This is a genomic window from Pseudomonas ficuserectae (assembly GCF_024584585.1).
In the GTDB taxonomy this organism is placed as follows: Bacteria; Pseudomonadota; Gammaproteobacteria; order Pseudomonadales; family Pseudomonadaceae; genus Aquipseudomonas; species Aquipseudomonas amygdali.
The window spans coordinates 791,649-805,791 of record NZ_CP085684.1 but is presented as its reverse complement, the minus strand read 5'-3'; the positions used below and the strand labels follow the sequence as shown (position 1 = coordinate 805,791).

Sequence of the window (14,143 nt, the reverse complement as noted above, 5' to 3'; positions counted from 1 at the left end):
CATGAGCCAACGGCAAAAAATCCTGATAGTCGATGACGAGCCGGATATCCGCGAACTGCTGGAGATCACTCTGGGGCGCATGAAACTCGACACCCGATGCGCCCGCAATGTTGCCGAGGCCCACGACTGGCTGGCCCGCGAGCCGTTCGATATGTGCCTGACCGACATGCGTCTGCCCGACGGCAACGGCCTTGAGCTGGTGCAGCATATTCAGCACGGCTACCCCCATGTGCCAGTGGCGATGATCACTGCCCACGGCAACCTGGACACCGCGATTAATGCGCTCAAGGCCGGGGCTTTCGATTTTGTGACCAAGCCGGTTGACCTCGGCAGGCTGCGCGAACTGGTCAATAGTGCGCTGAGCCTGCCTTGCGCCCAGCCAGCCCGCAGCATCGACAGCCGCCTGCTGGGCGACTCGCTGGCGATGCGTACCTTGCGCAACCAGATCGGCAAGCTGGCCCGCAGCCAGGCGCCGATCTACATCAGCGGCGAATCGGGCAGTGGCAAGGAGCTTGTAGCGCGGCTGATCCACGAGCAGGGTCCGCGCATCGACAAACCGTTCATACCGGTGAATTGCGGGGCCATTCCTTCCGAGCTGATGGAGAGTGAATTCTTTGGCCATCGCAAGGGCAGTTTCAGCGGTGCCCACGAAGACAAGCCCGGTCTGTTTCAGGCGGCACATACCGGGACGCTGTTTCTCGACGAGGTGGCCGACCTACCGCTGGCCATGCAGGTAAAGCTGTTGCGAGCCATCCAGGAAAAATCAATCCGCAGTGTAGGCAGCCAGCAAGAGCAGATTGTGGACGTACGCATTCTGTGCGCCACGCACAAAAATCTGAATGCAGAGGTTGCGGCAGGCCGTTTCCGTCAGGATCTGTATTACCGGTTGAACGTGATCGAAGTGCGCGTCCCCTCATTGCGCGAACGGCGCGAGGACATCGATCAACTGGCAGCCAGTGTTCTAAAGCGACTTGCTGGCAATGGCACGCAACCGGTGGCGCGCCTGAATGCGCAGGCGCTCGACACGCTGAAGAGCTACCGATTCCCCGGCAACGTGCGCGAACTGGAAAACATGCTGGAGCGCGCCTACACGCTCTGTGAAAACGATGAAATCCATGCCAGCGACCTGCGCCTGGCAGAGTCCGCCAGCCCCCAGGAGCCCAACAGCCCTAGCCTGGCCGACATCGACAACCTTGAAGACTATCTGGAAAGCATCGAGCGCAAGCTGATTCTGCAGGCACTGGAAGAAACCCGCTGGAACCGTACCGCAGCGGCAGAAAGGCTCAGCTTGTCCTTCAGATCGCTGCGTTACCGGCTGAAGAAACTGGGCCTGGATTGAGCGCTCCGTACGGCACAGCCTGACCGACTATCGTGCGACACTCCGCGTCGGCATGCGTTTCTGGACGCTCTGCGTCCTATCCTGAATAGGCGGCGCGGCGCAGATTTGTGACGCGGAGCGTCACCCCAGGCATTCCCACGCTGGAGCGTGAGGAACGATAAGTGTCTGGGCAACGATAATCTCCACTATCGTGCGACGCTCCGCGTCGGCATGCCATTTCTGGACGCTCTGCGTCCGGTCCCGGTTGGATGTCGCGTGCGTTGAGACCGTAATGTTCGTGACCAATCCCCAACAATGTCACTTATTGTCCACTTACTCCAATGTCAGTAAGCTCCGCCCCATGAGCAAAAACATCAGCAATCCCGCAGCAGGTCGTGGTCCGGTGGACCATGAGATTCGTGATCAGATCGTGATTGCGGCCACCGAACATTTCAGCCAGTACGGTTACGGCAAGACCACCGTGTCCGATCTCGCCAGGGCTATCGGTTTTTCCAAGGCGTACATCTACAAATTCTTCGAGTCCAAACAGGCCATCGGCGAGATGATCTGCGCCCACTGCCTGAGTGAAATCGAGGCCGAAGTCAGCGCCGCAATCAGCCAAACGGACCAGCCACCGGAAAAGCTGCGACGCATGTTCAAATCAGTCGTTGAGGCCAGCATTCGCCTGTTTTCGCAGGACCGCAAGCTGTACGAAATCGCCACATCGGCAGCTACCGAACGCTGGCAGGCGACGCTGGTTTACGAGGAACACCTCAAGGCAACTCTCCGGGACATTCTGCAGGAAGGCCGACAGACCGGCGACTTTGAGCGCAAGACGCCTCTTGATGAAACGGTCATGGCGATCTATTTGGTCATGCGCCCCTACATCAACCCGCTGCTGCTGCAATACAGCTTCGAGCACACCGACGAAGGGCCAAGTCAGTTATCCAGCCTGGTGCTGCGCAGTCTGTCGCCTTAACAAAACAACACTTGTGACTATTGACTAAATTGGTCACTGGAATCAAAGTGCAGACACTGATCACTGCACATTGAGATTCCCATGCTCCGGCACCGATTCGTTTTGCTTGCTCTCGCCAGTGTTCTGCCGGCTGTCCTGACCGGCTGCAACGAAAAAACGCCAGCGGACCCGCGCACAGAAGCGCCATTGGTGCGCGTTGCGAGCCTCCAGGAGGCCGGCCTGGAGCCCCGTTCCTTCACCGGAACCGTAGCGGCGCGGGTGCAAAGCGATCTTGGTTTTCGGGTGTCCGGCAAGGTGCTGGAGCGGTTTGTCGATACCGGGCAGGCCGTCAAGCGCGGTCAACCGTTGATGCGTATCGACCCAGCCGACCTGAAGCTCGCTGCCAACGCCCAACGCGAAGCGGTGAATGCGGCCAGAGCCCAGGCAAAGCAGGCCGCAGACGAAGAGATACGTTACCGAAGTCTGCGCAGCAGTGGCGCCATTTCAGCGTCAAGCTACGACCAGATCAAGTCGACGGCGGATTCGGCCAAGGCTCGACTCAGTGCAGCCGAAGCGCAGGCAGAAGTTGCTCTCAATGCAACTCGCTACGCAGACCTTGTGGCGGATGCCGACGGCATTGTCATGGAAACCCTCGTTGAGCCCGGCCAGGTCGTCAGTGCAGGGCAAGCCGTGGTACGCGTGGCCCACGCCGGACCGCGTGAAGCGGTTATTCAACTTCCGGAAAACCTGCGCCCCCGTATCGGCTCTACCGCCCAGGCCACGCTGTTCGGCAATCAGGACCTCAACGCCACAACACGGTTGCGACAGCTGTCGGACGTTGCGGACCGCCAGACCCGCACCTTTGAAGCTCGCTGGATACTCGAGGGCGAGATGGCAAATGCCCCGCTGGGCACCACCATCACCGTGAAAATCCCGAGCGTAGATAGCGCCGGGCAAAGCACGTTGCGGGTGCCAATCGGCGCGCTGTATGACGCAGGCAAGGGACCGGGCATCTGGGTCATTCAAGGGGAGCCAGCACAGGTTTACTGGACGCCAGTAGTGGTTCAGCAGCTTGATGACGAGCAAGCCAGCATCAGTACGCAGCTCAAGCCAGGCACACGAATAGTCGCACTTGGCGCGCACCTTCTGCACGAAGGTCAGCAAGTAAGAGTGACCGCTCAAGCGGCTTTGGCACAGAGCGCGCGCCCATGAGTAATGACCGTTTCAATCTGTCAGCGCTGGCCGTCCGCGAGCGCTCGATTACCCTGTTCCTTGTTTGCCTGATTTCGCTGGCCGGGATCATTGCCTTTTTCAAACTGGGCCGGGCCGAAGACCCGGCATTTACAGTCAAGGTAATGACCGTGGTGTCCGTCTGGCCGGGAGCAACCGCCCAGGAGATGCAGGATCAGGTGGCGGAGAAGATCGAAAAACGCCTTCAGGAGCTGCGCTGGTACGACCGCGCTGAAACCTACACCAGACCGGGCATGGCATTCACAACCCTGACTCTGCTCGACAGCACGCCGCCGTCGCAAGTGCCGGATGAGTTTTACCAGGCGCGCAAGAAAATCGGTGACGAGGCCATGACCCTTCCATCCGGGGTTATCGGGCCGATGGTCAACGACGAGTATTCGGACGTCACCTTCGCGCTGTTCGCGCTGAAGGCCAAAGGCGAGCCGCAACGCGTACTGGCGCGTGACGCCGAATCGCTGCGCCAGCGCTTGCTGCATGTGCCGGGAGTGAAGAAGGTCAATATCGTGGGTGAGCAGCCCGAACGAGTCTATGTCGAGTTCTCTCACGAGCGACTGGCAACGCTGGGTATCAGCCCTCAAACGGTATTTGCCGCGCTGAACGACCAGAACGCACTGACTGCCGCGGGCTCGGTCGAAACCCGAGGACCGCAGGTATTTATCAGGCTCGACGGCGCTTTCGATGAGCTGCAGAAAATTCGCGATACGCCTGTTGTGGCAAAGGGCCGGACATTGAAGCTGGCGGACATTGCCACAGTAAAACGCGGTTACGAAGATCCGGCGACGTTCATGATTCGCAACGGCGGCGAGCCTGCGCTGCTGCTAGGGATTGTCATGCGCGATGGCTGGAACGGGCTGGACCTGGGAAAGGCACTGGACCAGGAAGTGGGCGCGATCAACGCCGAACTGCCACTGGGCATGAGCCTGAGCAAGGTCACGGATCAGGCCGTCAATATCAGTTCGGCGGTCGATGAGTTCATGATCAAGTTCTTCGTCGCACTGCTGGTTGTCATGCTGGTCTGTTTTATCAGCATGGGCTGGCGTGTCGGTGTGGTGGTTGCTGCCGCCGTCCCGCTGACCCTGGCGGTGGTCTTCGTGATCATGGCCATGAGCGGCAAGAATTTCGACCGGATCACACTGGGCTCGCTGATCCTGGCACTCGGGCTGCTGGTAGATGATGCGATCATCGCCATCGAAATGATGGTGGTGAAGATGGAAGAAGGATACGACCGCGTCGCTGCTTCCGCATACGCGTGGAGCCACACCGCCGCGCCGATGTTATCCGGCACGCTGGTCACCGCCGTCGGCTTCATGCCCAACGGCTTCGCGCGCTCCACGGCAGGCGAATACACCAGCAACATGTTCTGGATCGTCGGTATCGCGCTGATTGCCTCGTGGGTGGTCGCCGTGTTTTTCACCCCGTATCTGGGCGTCAAATTGTTGCCTGATGTGAAGCAGATCGAAGGCGGACATCAGGCGCTTTACAACACGCCGCGCTACAACCGCTTCCGTCGGATTCTGGCGCGCGTCATTGCAGGCAAATGGCTGGTAGCAGGCTCGGTCATCGGGCTCTTTGTGCTGGCCGTGCTGGGCATGGGACTGGTCAAGAAACAGTTCTTTCCAGTGTCCGATCGTCCTGAAGTATTGATCGAACTGCAGATGCCTTATGGCACCTCGATTTCTCAAACCAGTGCGGCCGCTGCAAAAGTGGAAAGCTGGCTGGCTGAACAGGCGGAAGCCGGGATCGTCACCGCCTACATTGGTCAGGGTGCGCCACGCTTCTACATGGCGATGGGGCCGGAATTGCCTGACCCGTCATTCGCCAAGATCGTAGTGCGCACCGACAGCCAGGAACAGCGTGAAACGCTGAAACACCGATTGCGCCAGGCTATTTCCGAGGGGCTGGCTGCAGAAGCGCGGGTAAGGGTCACACAACTGGTCTTCGGCCCCTATTCGCCCTACCCCGTCGCTTACCGTATTGCCGGACGCGACCCGGAAACACTGCGCAGCATTGCGGCGCAGGTGCAACAGGTTCTGAACGCCAGCCCGATGATGCGCACCGTCAATACCGACTGGGGCACACGTACTCCGGCGCTGCATTTCACTTTGCAACAGGACCGTATGCAGGCCATGGGGCTGAGTTCCAGTCAGGTGGCTCAGCAACTGCAGTTTCTCCTGACAGGTCTGCCCGTTACGGCAGTGCGCGAGGATATTCGCACCGTGCAGGTGGTTGCACGCTCCGCTGGCGACACCCGACTTGATCCGGCAAGAATAATGGACTTCACCCTCACCGGCGTCGACGGGCAAAGTGTTCCGCTGTCGCAGATTGGTACCGTTGATGTGCGTATGGAGGAACCGGTGATGCGACGGCGCGACCGCACGCCGACCATCACTGTGCGAGGCGACATAGCCGACGGCCTGCAACCACCGGATGTGTCGACAGCCATAACCCGACAGTTACAGCCGATTATCGACAAGCTGCCCAGCGGTTACCGGATCGAGCAGGCAGGTTCAATCGAGGAGTCCGGCAAGGCCATGACAGCGATGTTGCCATTGTTTCCGATCATGCTTGCGGTCACGCTGATCATTCTGATTCTTCAGGTGCGTTCGATATCCGCCATGGTCATGGTCTTCCTGACCAGTCCGCTGGGGCTGATCGGTGTAGTGCCTACGCTGATCCTCTTTCAGCAGCCATTCGGCATCAATGCACTGGTCGGGCTGATCGCACTGTCCGGCATTCTGATGCGCAATACGCTGATTCTGATTGGCCAGATACACCACAACGAGCAGGCGGGGCTCGACCCGTTTCAAGCGGTGGTCGAGGCTACCGTACAACGTGCGCGCCCCGTGATACTCACGGCGCTGGCCGCCATTCTGGCCTTTATCCCGCTCACCCATTCGGTATTCTGGGGCACGCTCGCCTACACGCTGATCGGCGGCACCTTTGCGGGCACGGTACTTACCCTGGTGTTTCTGCCAGCCATGTACTCGATCTGGTTCAGGATCAGGCCGGATGGCAGCGGGCGACGCCTGGAGACACAGCCTGCCTGAATTCAGTCAGTCGAAAAATGCAGACGCCCTGAAGGTGTATAAGGCGCTGGATCAATAATGGGCTCGCGGTTCAGCAGCAGGTCAGTGATCAACTGGCAGGAAGCCGGGGCCAGCACCAGACCGTTGCGGTAATGACCGCAGTTGAGCCACAGGCCATCAAACCCGGCCAAGGGCCCGATGAACGGAATGCCCTCGGGCGAGCCGGGACGCAGGCCTGCCCATTGGGCGACAGGCTCAGCGTTGGCCAGTTCCGGAAGCAATTCGATGGCCGACGCTTTGAGGCTTTCCAGCGCGGCATGCGTGGTGGTCTTGTCGAAACCTTCATGCTCCAGGGTGCTACCGATGAGTATGTGGCCGTCACGGCGCGGGATCGCGTAGCGCCCTTTGGCCAGCACCATGCTCGATAGAAAGTCCGACGCACACTTGTAAAGAATCATCTGGCCTTTCACCGGCTCGACCGGCAGGTCCAGACCAAGGGTCTTGAGCAGTTCACCACTCCACGCCCCCGCCGCCAGAATCACCCGATCCCCGGTTACATCGCCCGAAGGCGTGCTCACGCCCGAAACCCTGCTACCCTTGCGCACAAAACCGCTGACTTCGCACTGCTCGCGAATCTCGACATTGGGCATCGCCAGCAAGGCAGCCTTGAGCGACTTGACCAGCCGGGGGTTGCGCACGTTGGCCACATCGGCCATGTAGATGGCCCGCGAATAGCCCTCCCCCAGAACCGGTACGGCATCATTCACCGCCGAGATATCGACACTGGTCAACGAGCGTTTCTCGCGCACCGCCCATTCAAGCGCGGCCTGTTCGTCGTCAAGGTCGAGCCAGTACAGGCCTGTCTTGTGAACCTCGGGATCGATACCGGTCTGTGCGAGCAAACGCTCGGCGAGGTGCGGGTAGAAGTCCTGCGACCAGTGCGCCAGCGCGGTGACTGCCGGGCTGTAGCGCCACGGGTAAAGCGGCGAAACAATCCCGCCGCCCGCCCAGGAAGACTCCTGACCAACGCCCGAACGATCAAGCAAAACGACGCTGACCTGCTCGGAGGCGAGATTGAAGGCGGTCAGCAGACCTATGACGCCACCGCCTACGATGACTACTTTTTGCTTGGACATCTTGGTCTCGTGACAAGGAAACGGTTTTAGCGGCCCCAGCATTCTTTGGTGGTCACGCCCGAGGTAGCGCCAGTGTTGCTGCGCGCACCGGTGTTGGTGATCACGAAACTGCCGCATTTGTCACCGGCCATCAGCGTGCCCGGGGTTGGGGCTGCTGTCAGCGTGAAGTCGGTGGCGTTGAGGACCGAATTAATCTTGTAGTACGCATTGCTGGCAAACACACCCTTGTAATCAGCATAAGTTCCCTTTTGTGAATAGAAGCGCTCCAGCGCCTGGGTCTGCTCGGACAGCAGGCTGGCAATCGCCGACCGCTGGGTACGCTTCACGTATTCGGTGTAGCCGGGATACGCGATGGCCGCCAGAATACCGACAATCGCCACGACGATCATGAGTTCGATCAACGTAAAGCCCCTGGATGTCGCTCGCATGATTCGTTTCCCTATTGGATTTGTCGCCACATGATGCGTTGGAAGACGTTGGCGCTGCCGCCTTTTTCAAGGATCTTGTTGGGCGTGCCGCCGCTGGAGTCAATCACGTATTTATTGTCGTTGGTACCATTTGTACCGGCAACGATAGAAGCAACTACCGGGATGCCGGTCCCGATACCGAGACCACTAACGATCAAATCGGAAGAGTTGATATCGCCATCGTTGTTGGTATCCAGTACCTGGTAATTAAGCATGCTGCCGGTCGCGGCATTCAGCTCGAACAGGCGCCCGGTCCCGGTACTTTCGCAGGGATCGGTAGAGTTGACTGCCGCCGTGGTGAAGATGATACGACCGCGTGAGGTTTGTGCCGGATAGATAATCCGTTCGCCGACATAAGGAGCCGTGGTTGCCAACGGCAGGTACCAGCCTTTCTTGGTGCCCCAATCCACATCATTGGAAGTCGTGGTGTAATACGTATTGCCACTTCCGACCACCGTCCCATTGATGGCCTGGGGCTGCAGATTGGCCTCAACGATGTTGCCTGATCCATTATCGCCATCCCAGATGGCATAGAAATCTTGCAACGCGCTGGTTTGTTTGTCCGTGGTTTCGCTGAATTTACCGGTGCCGAAATACACAATCTTGCCGTTGAGGGGATGGTCCAGCAACAACGGCTGAACGGTAATCGACTGACTGGCCCCTTGAGGCGCAGTGAACAGCGGTGAGCCATTGAACGCGACTTTCCAGCTGGAAGCTGCGGCCCCGCTCATGTCGAACTTCCATAGGCGGCCTTTGAGATCGCCAGCGTAAGCCGCTTGAACGACGTTCTGCGAATTGACCCGAAGTTTCACCGAAGACAGCCCGTTATCCGTTTCACTGCCAATGACTGGAGTAGGGATTTCGGCAATGAACTGTCCGGTGTTGGCGTTCAGTACAAACAGAGACGCCCTGCCGGTAAAGCTGCCATAACCGTTGCCAACAACAACGATCCCCGTGCCGTCGGCCATACGTGCTACATCAGGCCTGGAGTAGGTGTATCCAAGATTGTTGAACTTGTTATTGGTGTCGGAAGTGTCCGGAGCCTTGACCTCCCACAATGCCCCGATGCTGTCTGCCGATCCTTCGAAGAGCTTGATCGCAAAAAAAGCCTTGCCGCCAGCCCCCAGTCCGGAATAAGCCACCGTGCGCCATACACTCCCTGCGGACGCCTGCGTGTCGAAGACTGCAATCTGACCATCCACTGTAAAACGGTGAACGCCGGAACCGTAGGAAGAGGACGAAATGGTCGCCAACGAACTCAGGGAGGTAGACGGCATATACGCGTATTTACGCGCACCGGAGTTGGCGTCAATCACATTGAAGAAGCCATCGTTGGCGTTGGCAAGCAGGCTGGAACTCATGTTGCTGGACTTGCCAGACAGGTAAGTGGTGTACGTGGTGTCTCCGAGCAGGTCAGAAGCCGTTTTCTCTGTCGGCAGCCCTGCGCCCAGTGATGAATTGACGATATCGCCCAGGAGCATGGTACGGGTACGAAGCTTGGCATTGGCCGTGCCCTTGGCCCAGGCAATAACTTCCGCGCCGGTCACTCCGGTCGGCAATGTTGCCGTGAAAGCATCACGCTGAGCCTGCGTGAAATTCAGAAAATCCAGAGTGATTTTCGTCGGCGTCGCCGCTGTGCTCCATGACTCGAAAATAGGCGCCTGGGTGCTGCTAGTGATCGTGGTGTCGGTGGTCCAGATTGGGGCGCTCAGCGCTCCTGTCGTAGCGTCCAGATTGTAGGCCTTGATCGTGCCATGCCAGTCCGTCGGATCATAAAGCGTCTGATAAAAGCGGCTGCCCGCCTGAAGGGTGGACGAGTTTGCCACGCCACCACCGCCTGAACCGGCCTTGGCGTAGATATCGCTCAGTGTGAGGTTCAAGGCGTTGTTCAAACCGGAACTGTCATTGGTCTGGAAATACTTGCCGTGCCCATGATTATTGTCAGCAGCGTCTATCAGCATCTGGTTGGCGGCGGTGAAACCAATGGTGTAGGTAATCATGTTCTGTTGGGCGAACCCATCGTTATCCCAACTTCTTTTGGTCAGATCGGTGGCAGGCGTGCTGGTGCCCCTTCGCATGTCAATGTCGTAGGCAAACTTGGCGATATCATCCAGATATAGCGTATCCCCTTCGCCGTCGCCATTGAGGTTGGCCCCATCGTTCGCTGCGTTCAAATCCCAATTGGGCAATGAACGGGACGTATTGAGGACATCCTCAGGATCGTCGGTTGGAAATGTACGGTCGTAGGTCGGCAGACCGTCAGTTATGACCACACCGAAGTTTTTTTGACAGCGATACTGTATCGGACTGGTGTAAGTGCTCGGCGCACCGCTGTAGCCGTAATAAGGCTTCATGCCTCGAAAGTAGCGGGTTATTTCATAATAGGTTTCAGCCAGAGGCGTATTGGAGTCCCCCCTGAGAGCCTTGATCGCTGCGTTGAGGGCCTCAAGGTTCTTGGTCGCCTGGTCCTGGTTGACCCCCCCGTTGTTGTAAGTCGTGGCTGGAACGGGAGAAAGGTCCAGGACTTCCCTGGAAATTTTTCCGCCGGCGCCTGGGTCCGAGCCCGAGGGCGGGTTAAATCCAGCCAGGCCGATTCTCAGGGATTTGTTATTTTCGACCAGCTTCAATGAAACGTTACGCGCGACATTGATGCGGTAGTCGTTGGGAATGATGTTATTGGCGGTGAAGTCTTTGGTGTTGGTGTTGGCGGCCCGCGTCAGGTCAATCAGATAAGAGAGGTAATCTGCAGTGTAGCGAGTGGTGCTTTCGTTGCTGGCCGGATCGGGCAACTTCAGGCAGTAACCCACGTTGTCACGCGCAACGTAGGTGTAATCGCTTCTGCACGTGTAGGGCCCGGCAGAGTCCAGCGAAAGCGTATCGTCGCCCTGAATGGAGACGCCTCTGCAGTTAAAAAGACCGCATGACCCTGGCTGCGCATAAATAATCGACGGACGATTAGTCACCGTCGGATCAAACCCGGCGGCCCAGATGATGTTGTACATACTCCCGGAGTTATCGACCATCAGCATCACATTGGGCGGCACAGCAGATGCACTTAACAGCGGGACCTGGGCTGGCGTGAACGCATACACGGGCGTAAGGGCATAAAAAGCCAAAAGCGCACCGCCGAGATACTTCAGGCTGCGACGTAGTTTCTCAGCAATTGGCATAAATACTCTCCAGCACAGTACGCGACGTGCCTTGAATAGCGACTGATGTCACACGGTACAACGTTACCGTACCGGTACAGGTGGGAGGACGTCTGATAGGTGTCGCCGTGGTCCCCAGATTCTGTACACCGTAAAAACCACCACCTGCTGCTGCCAGCCAGCTCACCCCGGACGCCCCCACTCCCGCAGCGGTCAGCGTGGCTGATTCAGCGGGTGGGGCGCAGTTTGTACACTTGGCCAGCGTGTACCCGGCCACTTTGATCGAAGACTCACCCAGCCTTAGCGCAGCTTCGGACCTTTGAAAGGTCTGATTGCGCAGCGTTACGCTACCCGACATTTTCTCCTGCAACGTTGCGTTCTGCATGGAAGAAATACCCAGCAGTGTCAGCAGCAGCAGAAACACCAGACTGACCAGCAGCACCATACCGCGCTGCCTGGCAGGAAAAGTGTTTTGCAACTTGAAACACAGGGTTCTGTTCATGCCGGGCCCGTTCAAAAGCGATTACGCAGGTAAGCAACGACGTTGTATTGCTGATTCTTGACGATGCCGTTCTGGCCGTCCTGCATTGTCAGGCTGATACGCACGCTGCGTATGTCAGGCGCATTGGCCGCGGTGATAACCGAGGTGTAGGACATCGGATTACCTGCCATGCCAAAGGAAACGGAAAAGTCAGCGACGTTTTGCAACAGCGGCTGCGGCGTAGTCGAGTTCCCGGGCCTGATCGTCAGGTCGGTGCCGCTGAAGGCGTAAATCCACTGGCGAATTGGAAACGCCGTTTGCCCGGTACCGGGTGTTCTTGCGCCGGAATAAAGCTGAGTCGTTGTCTGGCAGTCGGAAATGATTGTCCAGGTCGGAGTACTGCCAGCCGTCCCCACGTCCGCAGTCACCAGCGTCAGCGTTTTGCTCGCGTTATCCCATAGAATCGGAGTGGTAAGTGCAGTAGGCCACGCGATTGCCGGAGAAACAGGCGTGACGTTTTTATAATCCAGGCAGCCGTACATCCCGGACATCCTGATTTCCTGAATCAGCTTGCTCAGTATGAAGCGCGCATCTTCCTGCATGCGTGCGGCGGCGTTCTGGCTCTGATAAGTGCCTCTTGAGGCCGAGAATATCTGGATGATGCCCAGACTGACCACCAGCCCAAGCACCAGCGCCACCATGATCTCGATCAGCCCAAAGCCTTCGGAACGCTTCCTCATGGATTGACCCCCACACGAGAGGTCAAAACAAACACTTGCCCGGCTACCGTTGCCGCTGTGTTGCTAATGGCGTTATCGCTAGCCCCCGTCGCACGCGCGTCGCTCCAGCCAATGGTGATAGTGACAGCGGGGGCATTGCTGACGTCTATGCTGCCCGTGCCGCTCGCGCCTGCGAACGTGGTTATGTTGTTACTGAAGTCATACAGATCCTGATCCCGGGCTTTGTTCAAATTGGCAACTGGCGCCGCTGCCAGATTCGCCAGGGAATAGGTCGCCAGTACGTTGGTCGAGCCATTGGCACTGGCATTGCCATCAACATTGGCGCGAATACGATCCATCATGTCATAGGCAATGAAGCTGGCCTGGCTTCTCATGGTCGAGCTGTCGGTGTATTTGAGGGCATTAAGCTGGATAGCGGCGGCCCCCAGCAGGCCAATCGCCAGGATCAGTACCGAAACCAGCACCTCGATCAGGGTCATGCCAGTCTGACGATATCGTGCTTCACAGGCCATCAGCAGCCTCCGCCCAAGGTGATCCGACCGGTCAGACAGACCTTTATGGTCTTGCTAATAGTGCCTCGGGTGTAGGTCATGGTCACCGCCGCAGCCGGGGCAATGAGCGCTCCCAGGTTGTTGAAATCAATTGCCGTGGCATTGTTATCGGCCACCAGTGTGGCGCCGCTGCTCATGGCCGCCACTTTCCGGAGCGCAGTGGGCGTCGCCTGAGTATCGGAAACCAGATAAACCTGCAATTCGCCAGTCCACGCCGTCCCGCTGGTCGGTGCAATACGCACCGTCACTCCCCGGTTTATCGCCTCAAGTCGCGCATAGTTGAGCGCCCGCTGCAAATCGCTGAGCTCGGTGTCGGCCTTGTTGCTCTGAATGGAACTGGTGAAACTCGGGATAGCGATAGCCGCAAGGATGCCCACCAGGGACACAGTGACTAACAATTCGATGAGGCTGAATCCCTTGGCTATATGACGCATTGAGTGTCTCCTAGACGTTACGACTATAAGGCAGCAATGCCGCAGGAAAATCCATAGCGGGACGTACGGTTGTTTTGTGACGACGAACGCCCGCAAGGTTCTGAAACCGCGGTTTCCAGGGAGGAAAGCATATGAGGCATGCAGGGTTCACACTGATCGAATTATTGATCGTCGTTGCACTGATCGGCATTCTGGCCAACGTCGCAACACCTTCTTTCAAGCAACTGATCGAATCCAGTCGCGGGCTCGCCGCCGCTCAGGAGCTGGCCAGCGGTATCCGTTCAGCAAGAGTCGCCGCTATAACGCGCAATCAGATTGTGACGATTCATGCCATTGAAGGTGACTGGAGCAACGGCTGGCGGATCATACTCGACCTGGACGGCAAAGGCCCCGACGAAAACGATACGCTGCTTGTAGAGCGCGCCAATGGCGGAATGACCCGCGTGGTCGGCAACCAAAAAGTGACGGAGCGACTGAGTTTCAACGGCCTGGGCAACTTGCGTAACAGAACCAACGGCACGTTGCATGTGTGCCTCAACGGCCAGCCGGTCAGCAGCTATCGCGTGATAGTTGCGCCGACTGGACGGGTCAGGATAGAGGACACGAAGCGTGATGTTGCGTTGTGCGGCTAG

At 58.1% G+C, this 14,143-nt stretch carries 12 protein-coding genes; 5 read left to right on the top strand and 7 right to left on the bottom strand.

All coding sequences use genetic code 11. The features are described 5' to 3' along the window. Window position 1: 1 nt before the first annotated feature. From LJU29_RS03625 to LJU29_RS03610, 4 genes are all read left to right on the top strand, one after another. Window positions 2–1,339 (top strand): sigma-54-dependent transcriptional regulator, encoded by a 1,338-nt coding sequence (locus tag LJU29_RS03625; protein WP_005758474.1) that lies wholly within the window; start codon window positions 2–4, stop codon window positions 1,337–1,339. A 340-nt stretch (window positions 1,340–1,679) separates the two neighbouring features. Continuing rightward, entirely contained in the window at window positions 1,680–2,297 is a 618-nt protein-coding gene (locus LJU29_RS03620) for a TetR/AcrR family transcriptional regulator (protein ID WP_002551994.1), read from the top strand. Window positions 2,298–2,378: 81 nt separating this feature from the next. Continuing rightward, window positions 2,379–3,488, top strand: a complete 1,110-nt coding sequence (locus tag LJU29_RS03615) for an efflux RND transporter periplasmic adaptor subunit (RefSeq protein ID WP_257111657.1) — start codon at window positions 2,379–2,381, stop codon at window positions 3,486–3,488. Beyond that, window positions 3,485–6,574 (top strand): efflux RND transporter permease subunit, encoded by a 3,090-nt coding sequence (locus LJU29_RS03610; protein WP_057454343.1) that lies wholly within the window; start codon window positions 3,485–3,487, stop codon window positions 6,572–6,574. The genes LJU29_RS03615 and LJU29_RS03610 overlap by 4 nt, the downstream gene beginning before the upstream one ends. 2 nt (window positions 6,575–6,576) lie before the next feature. Here LJU29_RS03610 and thiO read toward each other — a convergent pair whose 3' ends face one another. From thiO to LJU29_RS03575, 7 genes are read right to left on the bottom strand one after another with little or no spacing between them, the layout of a single operon-like run. Next, the gene (gene thiO / locus LJU29_RS03605) at window positions 6,577–7,689 is read right to left on the bottom strand and encodes a glycine oxidase ThiO (protein ID WP_005758483.1); all 1,113 of its coding nucleotides are present in this window, start codon (window positions 7,687–7,689) and stop codon (window positions 6,577–6,579) included. A 26-nt stretch (window positions 7,690–7,715) separates the two neighbouring features. After that, the gene (locus LJU29_RS03600) at window positions 7,716–8,117 is read right to left on the bottom strand and encodes a type IV pilin protein (RefSeq protein WP_057423379.1); all 402 of its coding nucleotides are present in this window, start codon (window positions 8,115–8,117) and stop codon (window positions 7,716–7,718) included. 11 nt (window positions 8,118–8,128) lie between these two features. Continuing rightward, the gene (locus LJU29_RS03595) at window positions 8,129–11,326 is read right to left on the bottom strand and encodes a pilus assembly protein (RefSeq protein WP_054994860.1); all 3,198 of its coding nucleotides are present in this window, start codon (window positions 11,324–11,326) and stop codon (window positions 8,129–8,131) included. After that, the gene (locus LJU29_RS03590) at window positions 11,313–11,807 is read right to left on the bottom strand and encodes a pilus assembly PilX family protein (RefSeq protein WP_054994861.1); all 495 of its coding nucleotides are present in this window, start codon (window positions 11,805–11,807) and stop codon (window positions 11,313–11,315) included. Before LJU29_RS03590 ends, LJU29_RS03595 begins: the two co-directional genes overlap by 14 nt. A gap of 11 nt (window positions 11,808–11,818) precedes the next feature. Further along, complete coding sequence (locus LJU29_RS03585) at window positions 11,819–12,526, bottom strand: PilW family protein (protein WP_054994862.1); 708 nt, start codon at window positions 12,524–12,526, stop codon at window positions 11,819–11,821. Further along, a complete protein-coding gene (pilV, locus tag LJU29_RS03580) occupies window positions 12,523–13,038 on the bottom strand; it encodes a type IV pilus modification protein PilV (protein ID WP_005758493.1) in 516 nt (171 codons plus the stop codon). The genes LJU29_RS03585 and pilV overlap by 4 nt, the downstream gene beginning before the upstream one ends. Next, window positions 13,038–13,511 (bottom strand): GspH/FimT family pseudopilin, encoded by a 474-nt coding sequence (locus tag LJU29_RS03575; RefSeq protein WP_057423380.1) that lies wholly within the window; start codon window positions 13,509–13,511, stop codon window positions 13,038–13,040. The genes pilV and LJU29_RS03575 overlap by 1 nt, the downstream gene beginning before the upstream one ends. A gap of 131 nt (window positions 13,512–13,642) precedes the next feature. Between LJU29_RS03575 and LJU29_RS03570 the strand changes: the two genes are divergently transcribed. Further along, the gene (locus LJU29_RS03570) at window positions 13,643–14,143 is read left to right on the top strand and encodes a GspH/FimT family pseudopilin (RefSeq protein WP_057423381.1); all 501 of its coding nucleotides are present in this window, start codon (window positions 13,643–13,645) and stop codon (window positions 14,141–14,143) included.